Below are 18,520 nucleotides of genomic sequence, written 5' to 3' on the forward strand. Positions count from 1 at the left end.
ACACTCCTGTTTTTAATAGCCTATCATGGGAATGGGCCGGGGACTTCTGTCATAAGGCTCCTTTTCCCCGTTTTTAACCTGATAAAGCACACGGGAGGTTTCCCGAACGGCCTCCATCAGCTCCGGATACGGCTGCATACACACATCCACCATACCGATCTGATAATTTTCCCCATCATATCTTCCCAGGCAGAACTGGTCATTATACTGGAACCAGTGTGCCGCCACACCGTAAGGGTGAGCCGCCACCTTTTCCACAAATTTACGCCACATCACGCCGCGTTCCTCCTGGTTCGCAACACCCTTTAACCCTGTGGCCGTCAGCCCCCGATCCAGGGCGCCGCAATGGTATTCCCCCAGGAGGATAGGCAGATCCACCCCTGCATTCTTCACAAAATCCATATCCCTGGTAGGATCAAAATCATAGCAGTTGATGGAAAAGACATCGAAATATTCCCAGCCCTTCATCATATCCGCATTATAAGCCTTTGACCAGCGCAGGCCCAGATTCAGATGATTGGGATCCACCGCCCGGCAGGCCTGTGCAGGGATTCGGATATATTCTGTGATCAGCCTTCCTGAAAATTCACGGATATCCTTTTCCGATCCCGGATAACGGGCGGAGCAGTCCGCAATGGGCTTTTCCAGCTCCTCAAAGCCGCCGAACCCGGTTCCCCACACCTGATTCAGGGCATCAATGGATGTATATTTTTCCTGAAGGAAAGCAATCAGCCCTCTCCGGCAGTATGTCTGCGCCGGATTCCTGAGCACTTCATCCGCGATAGCCAGATTCTCCACAAAGTTAAACTCCGGCTCATTCCTGAGGAAATACCCAATCAGCCACGGATCCTCCTTCCATTCCTCAAGCTGTCCGGCGTAAACCTCCGAACGCTCCCTGTATTCCGGCGACAGCACATCCGGGAAATCCCTGAAAATCAGCGTATCTGTCACCGGGAAGCCGGGAAGCTCACGGACATAGGCCATTTTGCTGTTCCCGTCATTAACGCCCAGCCCCGGGAAATTCCCCTGGGAATTGATTCCGTTATTCATCAGAATATGGCAGGATATTTCCTCCCATTTTTCCTTCCACTGCGCGCCATACACTTTTTTCAGGTTCATCCCTGAAAAATTAGCCATTTTAAAATGATCCAGCGGCATATATGCGGTTCTCCTTGTGGTACCCTCCTGAAAAAATTCGGCGTAGTCAGGATCCTCCTGGGGAAGCCAGTCGCAGCAGCCTTCAAAGCTGTCGATACGCCCCCATTCCCCCGCTCTCGTTCCGCAGGGCCCCAGGGAAAAATAATCACATCCGTCCGGATCCGTCAGATGCCATCTGCCATCCTCTGATTTAAAGGTGGAAAAATAGCCGGTTCCTTCCTTAAGCTTCCGGCTGCTGTCCCCGCCCCAGGAATTCCACTCCGGGAAAGGATATGCGGCAGCCCCTTCCAGCGAATGATACCTTTCCTTTAATTCCTCCAGGGAATGAATCTTCCCGGGCCATTCCTTCTCTTTCCACTGACCGAACTCATCCACCATTTTCTTCTGCGGTATCGGGAACTCCTCAGGCTCTGTATCTGTCATGAAAAAATTTTCAAAACGCACCTTTACATCATGGAACATTTCATCCATCCCCAGTTCAAAGCGAGCCGCCTCTTCCCGCCGGATACGGTGCCCGTGAACCACAAGCTTCAGCGTTCCCGGCGTCCGGTTGGTGAATATCGTCCGGTTGTCCAGCAGATCCAAGTCCAGGCAGATTCTCGTCCGGAACCGGGGCAGGATGCCGAAGCGCATAAACAGCCGCTCCTTCTCCTCCCCCGGAAGGAAACACCGGAACATCATGGCCACGGAATGATCCTCCAAAACCTCCACATCCCCGACTAAGTACCGTTCCTTCGTCCCCTTCACCTGAGGCAGGGTAATTCCTCCCCCTCCGGCTCCCAGCAGCACCGTGCAGCCCTCTTCCGCCGCTTCCAGAATCTCTGCATCCCTTGCCTGTACCTGTCCTAAATCAATTTTCATAGTTTTCTCCCATCCGCCCGTTTCCGGGGCTGTTTTATTCCTGCGGGCAATGAACCGGCCGGATGTACAGGCAGGGAACCAAGGGTTCTCCTGTACATCTGACGGCTGCCGCACCGATCAAATACTCCTGTTTCTATCATATAAAAACCCCCGGGAAATACAATGGCAGATTCCTTGTTTTTTTATACAAAACCGTTTTGCAGCCAGAGTATCGGACTCTATGGCAGTTCTTTTTTATATAAAACCGTTGTACATTCATCAGAACAGAGGTATACTCTTGACAGAAAGGCCGCAGGCCGGAAAGCTTTTTCAGGAGGTTCCGACAGCATGGAAGAAATTCTTTATTATAAAATGGGCAGTTCCTGTCTGCCCGTCATAAAATACACCAATAAGGTTCATGTGGAGCCGCCCCATGTCCATATCCGGCGTCAGCTGGAAGAATATGTCCTGTATTTCCTTCTTTCCGGTGATATGTATCTGAAGGAAGGGAAAAGGGACTATCATCTGGAAGCAGGCGACATGCTCATTCTGGATCCCCGCCTGGAACACCGGGGGACAAAAGCTGCTGCCTGTACCTATTTTTATATCCATTTCTATCAGGAACAGCTGGAGGAATGTCATACGACGGCCGATACCATAAAAAACGAAGCCCTCGCCCGCCGTTTTGCCTCGCTGCAGACCGACGAATGCACCATCCGGAATATGCCCTCCGACCCGCTGCTTCTGCCGAAGCACCTGCATATCAGCAAACCCGGCGTCCTCCTGCACATGACGGAACTGCTGGAACAGATAACCGCATCCCACTATAATAAGCTGGAATATTTCCGGCTTCAGACCGGCTGCCTTTTCATGAAATTCCTGCTCGCCGCCTCCCGTGAACTCACTGATTCCTTCCTGCTGGAAGGGGATTCCACGTTCACCGCCCGATCCACAAAGATCATTTACGACATCATGACTTTTTTCCAGAGCAGCTATGCGGGGGATATCACTGGCTGCCTGATCGAGCAGAAATACGGCTGCAATTATGACTATATCAACCGACTTTTTAAAAAAGCCACCGGAAAAACCATGCTGGCTTATCTGAACGAGCTGCGTATTTCCAAGGCCAGGCAGCTGCTTTCCGACGGCACCAGCCGTATTTCCGACGTGGCTGAGAAATGCGGTTTCCGGGATATTTATTACTTTTCCAGGGTATTTAAAAAATACACCGGGACAACGCCCGGTGCATTTACAAGAAACAGTTTTTAAAATTATAATCCAAGCCCGGCATGTGCCAAAGGCCCGGGGCGCAGGGTACAGCCGAAGTGGTACTTTATTTCCGGTAGTTCCGGCAGGCCTCCACATATGCCAGGATATTCTCTAAAGGCACCTCCGGCTCCAGGATATGGGTGGGGGCCACGAAAAGGCCTCCCTTTTCCCCCGCCGCGTCCAGGTTTTCCCAAACCGCTTTTTTCACCTCTTCCGGTGTGCCGTGGGGCATCACCGTCTGGGTCCCGATCGTTCCGTGGAAGGAAATCCTGTCCCCGTACTGTCTGCAGATTTCCTTAAAGTCCATGCATTCGCTCTGGATAGGATTGAGCACATCGATCCCGGCCTCGATGAGATGGGGGATAAAGGGTTCAATAAATCCGCAGGAATGATAGAAGACAAGGATATCCGGATTAATGGCCTTCACCATGTCCACAAGCCGGGTGAGCCTTGGCTTCAGCCACCTGCAGTACAGCTCTTCGCTCATCATGATCGTCTGCTGCATGCCGATATCGTCCCCGAAATAAATCACGTCAACCCCCGCTTCCGCATAGGAACGCGCCCGTATCATGGAGATTTCCAGAACCTTATCCAGAAGGAATTCCGCGGTATCCTCTTCCGCCATCATATCACAGAACAGGTTTTCCATCCCCCTTAAATACCATGCCGTTTCCCATATCGTGGTCTGCATGTTCCCGACCGCTATCAGATCCCGTTTTTTTAAAGCATCCGCCTGCTCCTTCTGATGGGCATTCTCCCCATGGGCAAAATCCGGGAAAGGGTATTTCTGCAAATCCTCCAGATCCTCCGCATCCTCCAGGGAGTGGCGCATGTAGGTCATATGCATGCTGTTGGGGGATTTTTCATGGCCTACGCCCCAGGTATCAATATCCGCGCCGTCGGCAAGAGGCCTCTGGTAGAATTTACGATACTGCTCCACATCATGTCCGGGAAGCCTTATGTCCTCCACCATGCGCCATGGGAAACTGAAATATTCCTGGTAATCCCCCGCCCCCAGCTCCTTTTGCACCCTTTCGATCAAATAGGGACATAAACTGAATTCCACAGGAACCCACTCATACCCGGTGCGTCTGAGCAATGATAAAAAATTTTCTCTGTTTGTCATTTTTTCTCCCATCCGCGCTTTCGCGCACGCTCAAATCAGGAAGGCAGAAGGGGCTTTCCTTCAGCCTTTCCTTATGTTTCCTCCGTCAGTTCCGGTCTTTCCTTTTTCATATTCCGGTACTGCGCCGGCGTCATTCCCGTATGCTTTTTAAAAATACGGCAGAAATACTGGGGACTGTTGAATCCGGTGAGAGAAGCCACCTGGGTAATATCTTTTTCCCAGTCCCATAAAAGCTCCTTTGCCCTGGCAATGCGCAGCATGGTTATATATTGAGAACAGCTGATGCCGATGCTGTCCTCAAACGCCTTGCGCAGATACCGGGAGCTCATTCCCAATTCGCGGGACAGCTCCTCAATATTGATGTCCTCCTCCAGCCTGCTGTGGATGCGATCCAGGGCTTCCCCCAGCTTTCCCTGGCGGCTGTCCGCCTGAAGCCGTTCCTTTTCCATGCTGCGGCTGAGCATGGCGTACAGCTGAAGCAGAGAAAAATCCAGCTGCGCTTCCTGATAATCGTCCTCCTGCTGTCTCTGATAATACCTGCCGATATTTTCAAGCAGACTGCACAATTCCCCGCAGTCCTGAAACACATAAAACGGCCGGTCATAATGGAAACAGGTGAGGGACTCCGGAATTTTCTCGGGAAGGACCGTCCGGTAAATCAGCTGTGTGATGGCACAGGATTTGCTCACATCCACCATAAACAAATGCTTTTGGCCGGGATTGACAACAATGCAGCTTCCCCTTTTCAGGGGTACAATCCGTTCCTCCACCTCCATCATACAGCAGCCCGAATTGATATAATTGATCTCCACCTGAGGGTGGGCATGGCTGTCAAACCTGTAATTTGCAGGGAAACGTATTTTACGGATTGTCTGGATAAACGTACCATACCTTTCATCTGCCAGAAGCCCTGTCAATTCTTTTTCTACCGGATTCACTCTCTGCTTTTCCTTTCTGTCCGGCCGGAACTGCCCGGGATGCATGGAAGCTTTATGATGAGATACAGGGTGAGTATACGCTTCATCACAGCTGCAATTGGACAATCCGGCTGATACTTTTTCTACTATAACACTTTATTTTTCCTTAATCTTTTAAGAAACGGAACATTATTTTATATTTATTGTACTTTTCGGAACTAACAAGAAACCCCGGCATGCATTTTCTGCACACCAGGGAATGAATTATTCTTCTAAAAGCTTAATGATACTGCGCACACACTCCAAAACCGCCCCATCGTTTTCTTTGAGCTTTCCGATGACCACCTGCAGCATATCTCCGTAATAGTGGGATTTCCAGTCATTCCAGTCAATACATTCATCCAGGCCGATGATCGACCATGCCAGGTCATGCGTATAGCCATAACGCCAGTTTATCGTATGAATACTCTCTCCGAAAGCAGGATCCGCCAGCCTTTTCACATCATTTATGCTGTCGTAAGCATCCCTGTTAAGGGAACCGGGAAGATATGTCCGGAACACTTCGGCAAAGTTATGGCTGTCAAACGTGTGCCACATAGTCTCCGCAAGCCGCTTCATCCGCGCTTTTCTTCCTTCAGGCTCATCCGCTCCGAGGCTGTCGGGGCCATATGTACCAATTTTTTTCATATAACCGTCCCACATCCCTTCACGCAGACAATAATCCATCACGCGCTCGATCCGTTTCAGGCCGTCCGCGAGCTTATATTTCGGCGCGATCCTGTCACCAATAAGATACAGCGAATCAATACAGGCAGGGGTGACCGCCGGTTCGGGTGATTTCTGAGCACACCTGAAATCCGGACAGATGATTTCATCCCCGTCGTATCCTGTGATCACCGCAAACGGAACGCTGTTTCCCTTCAGCTTCGCTATAACAGGCCTGTTCCTATCTATGGAAGCGGCGATCCGTTCCATAAACACAGCCGTATCGGCAACGGCCTGATAATCATAGCCCGCAAAGCCAAACAGAAATTCGATGTTGTCCGCCGCTCCCCCATCGTAAAAATCATCCGCGTTAATCAGCCTCTCCATCTCACCGGGCACTCCGTCATAAGCACAGCGCAGCGAACTGTGGCCGCATATGGTGTCAAAGAGGAAAAAACATCTTTCCTGCATTGCATGAGGCTTGGTTGCACAGTATCCGCAGCTGCTGCACTGCCCGTTCTCCCACTGGCTGCAGCGGGTCACTCCCTTATCCTCCTGCCTCATGTCCTCTAAATACATATAAACCGACGTGAAACAGTTAATAAAGGTAGTCGATGCAAAACCGGAAAAGGGAATCGTAAAGTCAAGCTTTGTCATGGTTCTCTTCCTCCTGACATAATATCATCTGCTCACAATTTTAATCCATTGTGCTGTTGTAAAATCATTCTACTATATTCCGGTACGGACAACAACTTATTGTTAAGGCATTCCCGGGAAAAACCTTTTTCTTCTTTATGCATATTGTATAACAGGATAAAAAACATCTGTATAAAGGAATTTACACTATGATAAAAATTATAATTTTATGTATAGCCGGCGCGCTCTTTATCGGGCTTGTTTTGTTTATGATCCTCCGGGTATTACGCGCCCGCCGTAATTCACCTTCAGAAAAGGAAAACGGCCTGCCGCCCCTGCTGAAGGAGGAACTTGAGGATGCCGGCTTTTCCTATGACCGGCATCAGGATATCTTCTGCTCCAATGTCAACTGCTGGCAGCGGAAAATGGGCTACTGCCGTCTTTATGATGAGGTTTCACCCGGCTTCCATATGGTCATGCATTGCGAACCGGTTGCTTTTTCTTATAATAACAAACGCTGGCTGATCGAGTTCTGGAAGGGCCAGTATGGCATAACCACCGGCGGTGAAATAGGTATTTATAACACGGAGAAAGAAGATATCACCGTGGAAGGTTTCACAGGCCCTTTTTATGAAAGCGTACAGGATAGTGAAATGCTTCCCATGAGTTTTACACTACGCAAATATGAAAAGCCGCTGTTTTCGTGCAGCGCCGTCCACTGGTGGCTGACCGGCTTCCGGCCCGGAGAATTTTCTTTTCCGGACTCTCTCTCCATGGACGCCCGCATTCAATTTCCGGATTATGAAATGCAGAGAGCCTTCACAGACGCGCTCATCGACCTGGGCTACCAGTCCCACGAATATGCTGTCCGCGGCAATACTGTTGTCCTCCATTATACCCTGCCCCACAGCACACAGCCCATAACCCGGAATTCCTTTCCCGAGGCACTGATCCAAAAGACCAACCGGAACTACTGTAAGCTTTATAACGAAATAACGGGCGGTTATGAAAATACGCCCGACAAACTGGAATATCTGAAAAATATGGCTCCAAAGCTGTTTGAATTCTGTCTGCACTCCTTATATACCCGTGATTTTTATGAAGCCTTTTCCTGGATGCTCAACCTCATCCGTGACAACCGAATATCCGCTCCGGACAAAAGGAGGCAGCGCCATGTCCCGTCTTGACACAAAGCTGGATCAGCTCTTCACATATGCTCCGGTACTTTCCTATAAAAAGGACTCCAAATTCATTCTCATGAGCGACTGTCATCGCGGCCAGGGAAACTGGGGCGATAACTTTCTGCCGAACCAGAACATTTTTTACGGAGCCCTGGAATATTACTATGATCATGGATTTACCTATATTGAGCTGGGAGACGGGGATGAACTTTGGGAGAATCGCTCCATGAACGCAATCCTGCGCACCCACAGCCGTGTTTTCCGGCTTATGAACGCCTTTTACCGGCAAAAGCGGCTGTATATGTTATATGGAAACCATGATATCATAAAACGCAGGCAAAACCTGCTGAAGCCCGACTGCCGGAATTATTACTGCGACACCATAGAAAAAGAGGATTCCTTCCTCGATAAAATTCTTTACCACGAGGGACTGATTCTTCAAAGCGAGGAAGATAACAGCCAGCTGTTTCTCATCCACGGTCACCAGGGAAGCCTGCTGAACGATGAGCTGTGGCATCTCGGAAGATTTCTGGTCCGCTATGTGTGGCGGCCGCTGGAGCTTGTGGGGTTTAAGGCCCCTACCGGGGCAGGACGTTCCAAGAAGCTGGTAGAAAAAATCGAAAAGGAGCTTTGCTCCTACGCACGAACAAACAGCAAGATCCTGATAGCCGGCCATACCCACCGCCCTGTTTTCCCTCATCCGGGTGACTGTCCCTATTTCAACGACGGAAGCTGTGTACATCCCCAGTGCATTACCGGGCTTGAAATAGAAAACAATGCTCTTACCCTGGTAAAATGGTCGATTTCCGCCACACCGGAACGTCTTTTGTATATCGACAGACAGATTCTGGATGGGCCGGAGCCTATTGCCGCCTATGGGAATTGTGGTATACGGGAAACGGAACCGAAATAAAACCGCCTGTTTTATGACATTCTAATCAGAATATCATAGAACAGGCGGCAGGTGCCGTTGAAGGAGATGGTCTTTTCTGTGGTTAACCTACAGCTCCATATCCTTGTAAACCAGCTTTCCCTTCCGATTCTGAGCGGCATTGCTCTCACCGATTTTATTCAGATTTTCCACATATTCCTCATAATTGTCTATCATCTGGAAGTCGGAGAAGGCCTCTCTCTCCACGTTCATTCTCATCTCATAAGCGCTTCCGTCCGCCTTGATGAAGTAAAAGAATATGTGGTTAAAATTATCCAGAAGCCCGTCCTTATCCCGGTAGGAATACACCACCCGCTTATAATCCTTCTCTTTTCCCAGCCTGCTGACCAGATAATCCTCCGCCATCCGGTAAAGAGCGTCCTTCTTATCCTCCAGAACAGACACAGCGAGAGGTTCCCGATCCAAATCATCGGCCATGCTGCTCATAGCATGTATCAATTCCCCATTCCGGCTGTCCAGCAGGAAGTAATAATATTCATGGCTCTGTATACTGAAATTCACATTATAGGAATGCCTGTCCCCGTCCGTATCCGGGTAATGATTCAATTCCATTCCCTCTCCGGTGATTCCATACAGCCTGTTAAGCCATTCCTTTCCCAGTTCGATGGCTTTTTCCTCCGTAATTCCGCCCTCTGCGGCAATTTCTTCCCTGGCCTCCCTACGCTGCTCCTCATACTCCTGAGAGGTTCTCTGGGAAAGCACATAATCCCGTTTGGTCTGGAAATCGATAATCTGCAGCAGTTCTTCATCCGTCAGTTCTCTTTCAGGCAGATGAAAGACCGAGTTATCCTGTGCATAATAAAGCACATCCGCCAGGGTTTCATCCGCTGTCTTTTCCTGACGCAGTTCGCTTTCAGGGAAAGTGCCCCCGGCATAGGCCTTCCTCAGTTCGGCGTCTCTTGCCTTCTCCTCCTGCGTATATTCCCGGGAGTAGGTATCCGCATTCACAGTCTGGCTGTCCATCACATTTTCCAGCTCCTTCTGCTCTTCCGCCGGCACCTGCTCCATCCTTTCCTGTACAAGGGAGCTGACCCAGGCCTTTACCGGTATGGCCGCCAGACATCCGGCTGCAATAATACCCGCTATAACGGCCGCTCTTCTTACCATAGATACTTTTTTCATTTTTGATTTTCTGCGCATATGTTCGTATCCCTTCTCCACACTATCCCCGATCAACCGGTCCAGATCATCGGGCAATTCTATGCTGTTTAAGATTTCCTTTGGATCGAAAGGCTGCTTTGTATTCATATCTATTCCTCACTTCCTTCATGCATCCGCCGTTTTATTCCGCCGTCAGATAGTTTTTCAGCTTCTCCTTTGCCCTGGAATGATATACCTTCACCGTTCCCAAAGGCATGTCCAGCAGCGCCGCTATTTCCTGAAGCTTGTAATCAAAGAAATACTTCTGGATAATGATAACCTTGTATGGGTAATCCAGCCGGTCTATGGCCTGGTATAAATCCATTTTTTCTTCCCGGGAAAGCGTTTCCTCCGCCGCCCGTTCCGCGGTGTCCCATTCCGGCTCCTGTACGTATTTCTTATTTTTCCGAAGCTCCCCAAGGGCGCAATTGATAAGTATCCTTGTGATCCAGCTTTTGAAAAACTCCGGCTTTTTCAGTTTATCTATGGACTCCATGCTTTTTATAATACATTCCTGGACGGCATCACAGGCCAGCTCCTGGTTCCTCGTATACAAATAGGCGGTGCGGTACAAATATTCCTTATGGCTCAGCATCAGTTCCAGAAATGCATCCTTATCTCCGCGCTTTGCCTTTCTCACCAAAATTTCCAGTTCCATCTGTCTTTTCCTTTCCCTGCCAGGCAACGAAAATCTCTTTCGTTTTGCAATTGCACCATTTAGATGTTTTGGGACGGCAGAAGGTTACATTTTCCGCAGATTTTTTTTCGAAGGCAGCCAAAAAAAGGGAAAACCGCCGTCTCCGGCTGATTTCCCCTTTTCCAGCTGCCTGCCCGGAAAGAACGCCGAGACTCCGCCTTCCGGCGGAGCATTCAGCAGTCTCCCGCATAGTAATTCACTATATGCAGATAATCCTTTCCATCGGCTATATCCAGCAATAAGGGCAGGCTGTTTCCGTTTTTCCTGTATGTTTCCCACAGTTTTTCCTGCAGTACATAATGCCTGACCAGGTTCTCTTCGTTTCCGGGAACCCTGCTTTTCCCTTCATCAGAAAGGAGACGGATCTTCCCCCTGCACTCATTCACAGCATGTAAAAATTCTTTCATGTTTAATATGGTAAGCTTCAGTTTCGCCATAAGAACTCCTTTCCGTGCATCCTCCATCTGCGCGCCCGGACAGTACTGCACTGCTATCCTTGTAATAACAGTATAGTGCAGTTTTTCTTATGACACTATTCCTTTACCGCCGTTTTATATCACTATCCCGCCATTGTTTCCGGTATTCCACAGGAGTCATCCCCATGGTTTCCCGGAATATCCTTCCGAAATAGCTGCTGCTGCCCAGCCCGCAGGCCTGCCCGATAGCAGTGACGGTTTCGCAGCCTTCCTCCAGCATAATACAGGCCTTCTGGATCCGGTAATTCATCAGATACTCCACCGGCGTGGTCTGCAGGCAGTCCCGGAAAACCCGGAAGCATTCCCTTTCGCTGATAAAGGCGGCCTCAGCCACCTGACGCACGGTTATTTTTTCCGGATAATGCTCGTAAATATACAAAAGCATCATCTTAATTTTACCGCTGATACGGCTGAGCTCTTTATTCCCCTGCTCCTGTTTTTCCGCTATTTTCAACAGCCCGCACCACATGTCCGAAAGCGCGGAACGCAGGCGGAGCTCATAGGCATAATCCGTCTCCTGGATTTCAAAGGATTTACGCAGCGCTTCCAGGATGGGCTCATGCTCCGGATTGCCGGGATACAGCCCGATGATTTCTATCCGGGACGCGGTGGTCAGGGGCGCCACGTATTTCTGTTCAATTGCGCTTCCCTTCTGTCCGCTGATTAAAACAGGATCAAACAGATGCAGAAATGAGGTCACCTTCCGGCTGCTTTCCCCCGCTCTTGTCATATGAAGGGTGTTGGAGTTCACAAAGCCTCCCATTCCGGCGGAAAAAAGCTTTGTCCCCTGCGGAGTATAGTACGTAACCTCCCCCTGCATCATATAAAATAATTCCACATCCTTGTGCCAGTGCCACGGTGCCTGCTTTCCTGCATATTTATCCAGTTCCACAAAGGAAGATATATGGGGAAATTCCGCCGAATACCCCGGCAGCTCCTCCTCCCGGCTTCCCGGCTTCAGCTTAATCCCATGTATTACCTTCAAGGTATCCCCCCTCTATTGCCTTCCGGTTTACATACTCCACGAACGCCTCCACCTTCTCCATATCCGGATTATCCGGAAGAAGGCTTTCCCGGGAAGCTTTTTCCATTCTCTTTTCATAGGCCTCCAGAATATCATAAAATTCCAGTGTAAAGGTTTTATCCTCCCGCTGGAAGCCACCGCCTCTTATCTTCCGAAGCAAATCCAGCTCCTGTCTCCTGCAGGTGTTGATTTCCCCCTTTTCCAGAATATCCACAGCCATCATGAACAGACGGATCAAATGCATGGCGTGCTTGTTTAAATGGTTATCATCCTTTTTCCGGTTGCGTTTCCCTATTTTATCATAGTCCCTGACCACATTATGCATCACGGCCCACATATTCTCATAATCCCGCAGGGGCATATGGCGGTAATCGGCATCCACAAATATTTCCGTTTCCAGCTCAGGGTTTTCCGCTTTGTCTATATACAAACGAATGCTTCCCCTGTCAAAATCACCATAGCGGCGTTCAAAATCCTCCAGGGCATTCCTGACAGAATTCAGGATATGCTTTTCCCTTTCCCTCTGGGGCACGGCGTCCCTGGCAATGGCATTCTGCAGGCGCCTGAGCTGCGCGCCCGCATAGCCGCCGAAAGACTTTGCCGCCCTTTTGGACAGAAATAATCCTTTCTGATCCAGAAGCTCCTGTCCCAGTTTGGTTTTTATCAGATACTGTTCTTCTTCCAGCCCCAATATTTCACAGGTATTGGGGTTGCACTCCAGCAGCAGCTTCACCATCTTATTAAAGGAATAAATCACCGTGTCCGTTTTATCATCCTCATACTGTTCAAACTCCGTCAGTCCCAGAAGATCCGAGGTCATATTCAGGGTTATCCCCCTGAAATCAATATCGCTGTTTTCCTGATATGTCCCGTAGGCATAACTCCCGCCCAGGCCAAGGAGGATAATTCTTTTCCCCAGCCTTTCTTCCTTCCGTAAAAAATCATACTGTCCGGTATTCATCAGGGCTTTAAAATCCTTCATACTCACACACCATCTCCATAGCCGTTTTTTCCCAGTCAAACAGACACCGGGGATTGCCGTTCACCGTACTGATATCCTTAAGCACCAGTTCAAAAGAGCACCGGTTCCTCCTGCATGCGGAAAGGATACGCGACAGCTCCCGGCGCACTTCCTCCTTATCCGTCTTTCCCAGAGAAAGCTGGGACGGATTAGGCTTGCTGGATAACACATATCTGGTGCCGATGCGTTCCGCCGCCGCGTCCACATCCGCCCAGGGGGTGATGGATATCTTCCGCAGATTGGGAATCTGTTCCAGGATATCTATTTTCTGATCCAGCGGTTCACAGCATCCGTAATAGACATAGCCGAAGGGTTCCATGGCCTCCTTCATATATTGGATATCAAATTCCTCATGCATCTGCGGGGAAACCGCCGCAAAAATCTGGGCAAGGCCCCGTCCCCATACCTTTTTCAGATTATTATGGACCAGATCCCCCGGCTCCTTCGGCATGCCGGAGGTCAGCGCGGAAGCACAGTGGCAGTACATGGCATCCATGTCTATCAGGTTCAGCCGTTCATATTGTTTTACCGTATTGAGAAAAATATCCGTCAGTTTTCGGGCCAGCCCATGCATGAAATCCGGATCATCCACCAGGCCGAACAACAGATCATCGGCACCCATCAGCGTGGCAATAGTATCCCAGGTCTTGCATCCCAGGCCATATCCCGTAGCTTCGCCCACGATCTTCACAGGAAGGATATCCCCGACGGCTTCCCCCACCTTTTCCCATTGTCTGGCTGTTTCCTCCCTGTCGTAGGTAATGACCGGATCATGGAGCATATCCAGGCCCGCTTCCTGAAAAACATTATGGTATTTATGGGAACTGATCTGCTCTCCTTCAATCAGTTCTTCTTCCACTTCCACGCCGATTCCGGTGGAATGGATTATTTTTTCCACAGCAATATAATTCGGAAGCGCCATATCTGCGGGCATATACTTCCATTGATAGAGACTTCTTCTGAGCCGTCCTTCCAGCCTTCTGAAATCTTCGTCTTCACACCTCAGGGTGAGTTCTTCCCCGATTGCCATTTCACCCCAGGGGATTTCATCTATCAAAACAATAGGACGTATCATCTGCAGATCGTTTACTGCCGTATGCAGCCTGATTTTTTCCCTGTTTTGGTCACTGTTTGCCGCCTGGGCGTATTCCGCCGCCAGCTCCCTGATAATATGGATGTCCTTCATTGCGTACCCTCCCTTGCATTCTTCGGTTACTTGTATTATAGTGGCATAAAAGGGCCGGATATAGGATATTTTTGCCGTATTTTTTGTATAATATTGCTCTCAGGAAAGGCGGTGGCTTCTATGCGTGATTATATCAGCCACGTGGCGCCCTTCCTCAGTGATTTCGCAGAGGAAACACTGATGGTAAGCGACGCCATGGGATATGAATCGAACCCGGATTTCTTAATCGACCGGAGTAATTTTAATAATAACCTGATTATGTATGTACTGTCAGGCTGCCTTATTGCGGAGCAGTACGGGGAAACCCACGAGATCCTGCCCGGCCACGGCATCCTGATGGATTTGAGGGATACCCACAAATATTATTTCATGGAAAAGGGCCATTCAGAAATCATATGGCTTCACTTCAGGGGAACCCCTGTTGACGCGGTTATCAACCACCTGCATACAGGGAATATGCTGCCCCTGCGATTTGAAGATGCGTCCTTTGAGGAGCATTTTGCCGCCCTATACAGACTGGCTGCCGCAAAACAGCTTCCTGATGAATTTGACTTTTCCTGCGCCATTTATTCCCTTCTCATGCATGTATGCAAAACGGCGCGCATCAATGAGCCGGACGGAATAGACAGCTTTGCGCTCGCCGCCTCCCGCTATATTTACGCCCATCTGGATGAACCGGCAGGCCTGGATGCCTTTGCCGGCCATATGAAGATGAGCAAATACCATTTCTGCCGCAGGTTCCGGCAGGAATTTCAGTGTACCCCGCTGGAATATATCCAGCGGCAGAAAATCAATAAGGCTAAGCGGCTGCTGATATATACCCGGCTGTCCATTGCGGAAATCGCCTGTCAGCTGTCTTTTTATGATCAAAGCCACTTCAGCCGGGTGTTTACACAGCTGACAGGGGTATCTCCGGGGAAATTCCGGAAGGGATAAAACCTAATCGGCAGACCCCTTTTCCTCTCCGTCTTCGCTGACCGCTCCGGTTTTCCCGGCCTTCATCCCGGCCCCCTGATCCAGATCGATAATCCGGGTCGCCACACGGCTTCCGAACCGCTCGTCATGCTCTACGAAAACAAGGGTGGGGCCGGATGCCAGGATAGCCTTTTCAAGCTGTTCCCGGAAATAGATATCCATGAAATTCAACGGTTCATCCAACAGCAGGATGTCACTTTCTTCCGACAGGGCTCTCGCCACATCTACCTTGCGTTTCTCACCGCTGCTGTAAGTCTGCAGAGGGCGTTTCTGCATTTCATCGGGAATATCCAGGCGGCTGCAAAAGGAAAGGAATCGTTCCCACTGCCCGTCATCCCGGATCCATTCCCTGGGGCTGCCCTCCTGCCACAGAGGCTCCTGATAAAAACAGGATATGGCAATCTCCTCCGCCGCCTTCCTTGCCTTTGTTTCCAACTCCCCTTTTATCAGCCGCAGCAGGGTACTCTTCCCGCAGCCATTGGAACCTCTAATCCATATCCGTTCCCCACGGAAAATCTCCATGGAAAAATGATGGAATAAGGGAACGCCGTCATATCCGAAGGTAAGCTTTTCAAGCTGCAGCACCGGCAGGTCCTTATCCGTACCGCTCCCATCCGTATCCTTATACAGATACAGCGGAGGAACCGTTTCATAATTTTTCAAAAGTTCCTTTTTTTCAGCGATCGCTTCCCTGGCCTCCTGCTCCGCATTTTTGGCCTGGTGCATGAATTTAGCCGCCCGGGAAGTGTTTCCCCTGTTATTCGTAGGGTACGGATTCTTCTCCTTTTCTGCCGCCGCAGCCCAATTCCGCCGGACAACAGCGCCTTTCTCAAGTACTTTTATTTCCTTTTCCAGACGTATTTTCGTACGCCGTTCAAACGCTTCTTTTTTCTCCGTATTTTCCTTCCAGCTGGAATAGTTTCCTTTTTCCAGGGTAATGTCGGTCTTATTGATCGCCAGAATATGATCCGATGTTTCATCCAGGAACTGCCTGTCGTGGGACACGGCGAGAAAGCCTTTTTTCTGCTTCAGATAATGTGCGATGGCCTGCTTTCCCCGGATATCCAGGTGGTTTGTCGGCTCATCCAGCAATACAAAGGCATTGGGGCGTAAAAACAGGGCCAGCATGAGCAGCTTGCTCTTCTCCCCGCCGGAAAGCACTCTGAAATCCCGGTCCAGCAGTTCCTCCGGCAGCCCCATACGATACAGTTCCCGGCAAATCCGCGCTTCCAGCTCATAGCCTCCCTCTTCCCTGTATTTTTCCTGAATGGCGGCGCAGCGCTCTATTTCTTCTTTGTCCGGATGTTCGGGAAACGCTTCCATAGCATCCTCCATCGTCTTAAAACCACCTATGATTTCTTTCAATACATCCCCCGTTTTCTCATAAGCTGTTTCGAAATGATAGGGATAGTACTCCATGGAAACGCTTTTTATAAGCTTTCCCTGTGTCGGTTCCAGCTCCCCTTCCAGGAGCTTTAAAAAAGTGGTCTTGCCCCGTCCGTTTCTTCCGGTCAGTCCAAGTCTCCAGTCTGTATCCAGTATCAGGTTAACCCGTTCGAATACGGGGTTGTAATAAGGTTCATAATAAAAACTCATCTCGTTTACTAATATTTTCGACATAAACAGCCTCCTTTTCTCTCCGGCGGCTGTTACGGCTCAGATTACAGCAGGCTGTTTTCCGCCGCAATGCTTACCGGAGTGCCATACTTAAGTACCATTTCCGTTTTCTCCCATCTCGTACAAATAATCATTCTAATCCCTCCGTTCTCCCGCCTGCGGCGGTATCCTTTTGGTGTAACCTCTGTGCTGAAGAATTTACACCGTAATCCTTTCGGGCAACAAAAAAAGAGCCTGAGACAACCTGTGTGCATCCGCCGCGGCATAAATACCGCAGCCTCATGTCATCTGCCGCAGCAGATACCATACACACAGAAAAGAAACCTGCGGGCAAACCGCAGCCAGGCGCAAAAAAAGACCGTCCGTACCGCACAAAAAGCCGCCTTCCCGGGAGATATGCTTCCTCACAAAGCACCCTCACCGGAAAAGCAAAACCATCTGTATCAGTTACCGAACAGTCTTATTTACGCAATCTCATTTCTGTCTCAACCTCTTATATACTTTTACTGCCTTACAGGGTGAGTATAGCCGTTCTTTCGCTGTCTGTCAAGCATCTGTTATCATCACGTGTGCCTGTTATCAACACTGGCAGCATAAGTGCACGGGATAATCCCTCTACTCAGCCTTACTTAATCCATCACCCAGGCCATATATATCTTTCTCTTCCCCACATACGCCTTCCCAACAGATCTTGTCTTCAAATTCCAATTCTATAATGGTATCCAGCATATCGCGGGAATCGATGGGAACCCTTATTTCCATGCTGTCTCCGTCCTCAGTAAGCTCCGCATTACAGACATTCAGAGGATGCCACGAAACCAGTTTATTGTCCGGTACGGAAATTTTTATGGTATCCTGCTGCCATTCGATGATATGAACATACACCCTGTTTCCGCAATAGGTCGTTCCTCCCCAGCTTCCCGGGATCACCGGGCCCCCTCTCGTACCATAGACAGTCTTGCCATATTTCTGAAGCCAGTCGCCAAGCTGTTTCAGACGTTCTACCTGCTCAGGTTCCATATCCCCATCTCCGGTTGGCCCGACATTAAGCAGATAGTTACCATCCCTGACAACAATAGCTATCAAATTATGGACCAGTTCCCGCAGGGATAATACCGGCCTGCCTGGAATATATCCCCAGGAATCTGCTATACAATCATTGGAATCCCATGGCTTATCCGTACGGATATCGTCAATGCGGCGTTCTCTTACATGGAAATCCCCCTCCCAGCCAAACCGGTTGTTAATCATAATATCCGGCTGAAGACTGCGTATCTCATTAATCACTTTTTCGGATTCCCAGAAATAATTATCTTTCATATATTCGCTGGTCTCCCATCCCTGCCTGCGGAACCATCCCTGTTCCGGGGACCAGCTCATTCCTCCTAATGCCAGCCATTCTCCGTCAAACCACAGCAAATCTATCTTTCCGTAATTGGTCATCAGTTCCATAAGCTGATCATGGCATTGTTTTTTCAGCTCCAGGGCATTTTCCCAGAAAAGGCTGGGCATAAAATAGCCCGGAAACCGCCAGTCAAGCGGCGAATAATAAAATCCCACCTTAAGCCCTTCCTCCCGGCAGGCTTCCACATACTCCTTT

16 protein-coding genes are annotated in these 18,520 nt (G+C 49.5%); 4 read left to right on the forward strand and 12 right to left on the reverse strand.

Going from position 1 to position 18,520, the window contains the following annotated elements; translation table 11 throughout:
• Window positions 1-12: 12 nt before the first annotated feature.
• Window positions 13-2,019 carry a beta-galactosidase gene (locus BLA28_RS27115; RefSeq protein ID WP_141702915.1) on the reverse strand — a complete coding sequence of 669 codons (2,007 nt, stop codon included), beginning with the start codon at window positions 2,017-2,019 and terminating at the stop codon, window positions 13-15.
• Window positions 2,020-2,346: 327 nt separating this feature from the next.
• On the opposite strand from BLA28_RS27115, the gene BLA28_RS27120 reads away from it, so the two are divergent.
• Window positions 2,347-3,267 (forward strand): helix-turn-helix domain-containing protein, encoded by a 921-nt coding sequence (locus tag BLA28_RS27120; protein ID WP_069157089.1) that lies wholly within the window; start codon window positions 2,347-2,349, stop codon window positions 3,265-3,267.
• Window positions 3,268-3,331: 64 nt separating this feature from the next.
• Here the strand turns inward: BLA28_RS27120 and BLA28_RS27125 are convergent, their stop codons facing one another.
• From BLA28_RS27125 to BLA28_RS27135, 3 genes are all read right to left on the reverse strand, one after another.
• The gene (locus BLA28_RS27125; RefSeq protein WP_069157376.1) at window positions 3,332-4,393 is read right to left on the reverse strand and encodes a uroporphyrinogen decarboxylase family protein; all 1,062 of its coding nucleotides are present in this window, start codon (window positions 4,391-4,393) and stop codon (window positions 3,332-3,334) included.
• A gap of 71 nt (window positions 4,394-4,464) precedes the next feature.
• Window positions 4,465-5,331 (reverse strand): helix-turn-helix domain-containing protein, encoded by an 867-nt coding sequence (locus tag BLA28_RS27130; protein ID WP_169897312.1) that lies wholly within the window; start codon window positions 5,329-5,331, stop codon window positions 4,465-4,467.
• A 243-nt stretch (window positions 5,332-5,574) separates the two neighbouring features.
• Window positions 5,575-6,672: a hypothetical protein gene (locus BLA28_RS27135; RefSeq protein WP_069157087.1), complete on the reverse strand. Its 1,098-nt coding sequence runs from the start codon at window positions 6,670-6,672 to the stop codon at window positions 5,575-5,577.
• 188 nt (window positions 6,673-6,860) lie between these two features.
• On the opposite strand from BLA28_RS27135, the gene BLA28_RS27140 reads away from it, so the two are divergent.
• The gene (locus tag BLA28_RS27140; RefSeq protein ID WP_069157086.1) at window positions 6,861-7,838 is read left to right on the forward strand and encodes a DUF4474 domain-containing protein; all 978 of its coding nucleotides are present in this window, start codon (window positions 6,861-6,863) and stop codon (window positions 7,836-7,838) included.
• Complete coding sequence (locus BLA28_RS27145) at window positions 7,825-8,745, forward strand: metallophosphoesterase (protein WP_069157085.1); 921 nt, start codon at window positions 7,825-7,827, stop codon at window positions 8,743-8,745. Before BLA28_RS27140 ends, BLA28_RS27145 begins: the two co-directional genes overlap by 14 nt.
• Window positions 8,746-8,832: 87 nt before the next feature.
• On the opposite strand, the gene BLA28_RS27150 is transcribed toward BLA28_RS27145, so the two are convergent.
• The 6 genes from BLA28_RS27150 to BLA28_RS33875 form a co-directional block, all read right to left on the reverse strand.
• Window positions 8,833-10,032 carry a hypothetical protein gene (locus BLA28_RS27150; RefSeq protein WP_069157084.1) on the reverse strand — a complete coding sequence of 400 codons (1,200 nt, stop codon included), beginning with the start codon at window positions 10,030-10,032 and terminating at the stop codon, window positions 8,833-8,835.
• Window positions 10,033-10,066: 34 nt separating this feature from the next.
• Window positions 10,067-10,582 carry a sigma-70 family RNA polymerase sigma factor gene (locus BLA28_RS27155; protein ID WP_044973297.1) on the reverse strand — a complete coding sequence of 172 codons (516 nt, stop codon included), beginning with the start codon at window positions 10,580-10,582 and terminating at the stop codon, window positions 10,067-10,069.
• Between the two features lie 212 nt (window positions 10,583-10,794).
• On the reverse strand, window positions 10,795-11,058 hold the full coding sequence (locus BLA28_RS27160; RefSeq protein ID WP_069157083.1) for a hypothetical protein: 264 nt from the start codon (window positions 11,056-11,058) through the stop codon (window positions 10,795-10,797).
• A 103-nt stretch (window positions 11,059-11,161) separates the two neighbouring features.
• Window positions 11,162-12,082, reverse strand: a complete 921-nt coding sequence (locus BLA28_RS27165) for an AraC family transcriptional regulator (protein ID WP_069157082.1) — start codon at window positions 12,080-12,082, stop codon at window positions 11,162-11,164.
• Window positions 12,060-13,103 (reverse strand): DNA polymerase beta superfamily protein, encoded by a 1,044-nt coding sequence (locus BLA28_RS27170; RefSeq protein WP_069157081.1) that lies wholly within the window; start codon window positions 13,101-13,103, stop codon window positions 12,060-12,062. Before BLA28_RS27170 ends, BLA28_RS27165 begins: the two co-directional genes overlap by 23 nt.
• The gene (locus BLA28_RS33875) at window positions 13,090-14,328 is read right to left on the reverse strand and encodes a uroporphyrinogen decarboxylase/cobalamine-independent methonine synthase family protein (RefSeq protein WP_069157080.1); all 1,239 of its coding nucleotides are present in this window, start codon (window positions 14,326-14,328) and stop codon (window positions 13,090-13,092) included. Before BLA28_RS33875 ends, BLA28_RS27170 begins: the two co-directional genes overlap by 14 nt.
• Window positions 14,329-14,448: 120 nt before the next feature.
• Between BLA28_RS33875 and BLA28_RS33880 the strand changes: the two genes are divergently transcribed.
• Complete coding sequence (locus BLA28_RS33880; protein WP_069157079.1) at window positions 14,449-15,264, forward strand: helix-turn-helix transcriptional regulator; 816 nt, start codon at window positions 14,449-14,451, stop codon at window positions 15,262-15,264.
• A gap of 3 nt (window positions 15,265-15,267) precedes the next feature.
• On the opposite strand, the gene BLA28_RS27185 is transcribed toward BLA28_RS33880, so the two are convergent.
• Both BLA28_RS27185 and BLA28_RS27195 read right to left on the reverse strand, forming a co-directional pair.
• On the reverse strand, window positions 15,268-16,923 hold the full coding sequence (locus tag BLA28_RS27185; RefSeq protein WP_069157078.1) for an ABC-F family ATP-binding cassette domain-containing protein: 1,656 nt from the start codon (window positions 16,921-16,923) through the stop codon (window positions 15,268-15,270).
• A gap of 612 nt (window positions 16,924-17,535) precedes the next feature.
• A partial coding sequence (locus BLA28_RS27195) for an alpha-L-fucosidase (RefSeq protein WP_207650803.1) occupies window positions 17,536-18,520 on the reverse strand: 985 nt, incomplete at its 5' end.

Origin of the sequence: Eisenbergiella tayi (assembly GCF_001881565.1) — a bacterium.
In the GTDB taxonomy this organism is placed as follows: domain Bacteria; phylum Bacillota; class Clostridia; order Lachnospirales; family Lachnospiraceae; genus Eisenbergiella; species Eisenbergiella tayi.

Bases quoted from the DNA above. Each gene is read 5' to 3' on its own strand.
- BLA28_RS27115 (WP_141702915.1), bottom strand. From the start codon at position 2,019: ATGAAAATTGATTTAGGACAGGTACAGGCAAGGGATGCAGAGATTCTG.
- BLA28_RS27120 (WP_069157089.1), top strand. From the start codon at position 2,347: ATGGAAGAAATTCTTTATTATAAAATGGGCAGTTCCTGTCTGCCCGTC.
- BLA28_RS27125 (WP_069157376.1), bottom strand. From the start codon at position 4,393: ATGACAAACAGAGAAAATTTTTTATCATTGCTCAGACGCACCGGGTAT.
- BLA28_RS27135 (WP_069157087.1), bottom strand. From the start codon at position 6,672: ATGACAAAGCTTGACTTTACGATTCCCTTTTCCGGTTTTGCATCGACT.
- BLA28_RS27140 (WP_069157086.1), top strand. From the start codon at position 6,861: ATGATAAAAATTATAATTTTATGTATAGCCGGCGCGCTCTTTATCGGG.
- BLA28_RS27145 (WP_069157085.1), top strand. From the start codon at position 7,825: ATGTCCCGTCTTGACACAAAGCTGGATCAGCTCTTCACATATGCTCCG.
- BLA28_RS27150 (WP_069157084.1), bottom strand. From the start codon at position 10,032: ATGAATACAAAGCAGCCTTTCGATCCAAAGGAAATCTTAAACAGCATA.
- BLA28_RS27155 (WP_044973297.1), bottom strand. From the start codon at position 10,582: ATGGAACTGGAAATTTTGGTGAGAAAGGCAAAGCGCGGAGATAAGGAT.
- BLA28_RS27160 (WP_069157083.1), bottom strand. From the start codon at position 11,058: ATGGCGAAACTGAAGCTTACCATATTAAACATGAAAGAATTTTTACAT.
- BLA28_RS27170 (WP_069157081.1), bottom strand. From the start codon at position 13,103: ATGAAGGATTTTAAAGCCCTGATGAATACCGGACAGTATGATTTTTTA.
- BLA28_RS33875 (WP_069157080.1), bottom strand. From the start codon at position 14,328: ATGAAGGACATCCATATTATCAGGGAGCTGGCGGCGGAATACGCCCAG.
- BLA28_RS33880 (WP_069157079.1), top strand. From the start codon at position 14,449: ATGCGTGATTATATCAGCCACGTGGCGCCCTTCCTCAGTGATTTCGCA.
- BLA28_RS27185 (WP_069157078.1), bottom strand. From the start codon at position 16,923: ATGTCGAAAATATTAGTAAACGAGATGAGTTTTTATTATGAACCTTAT.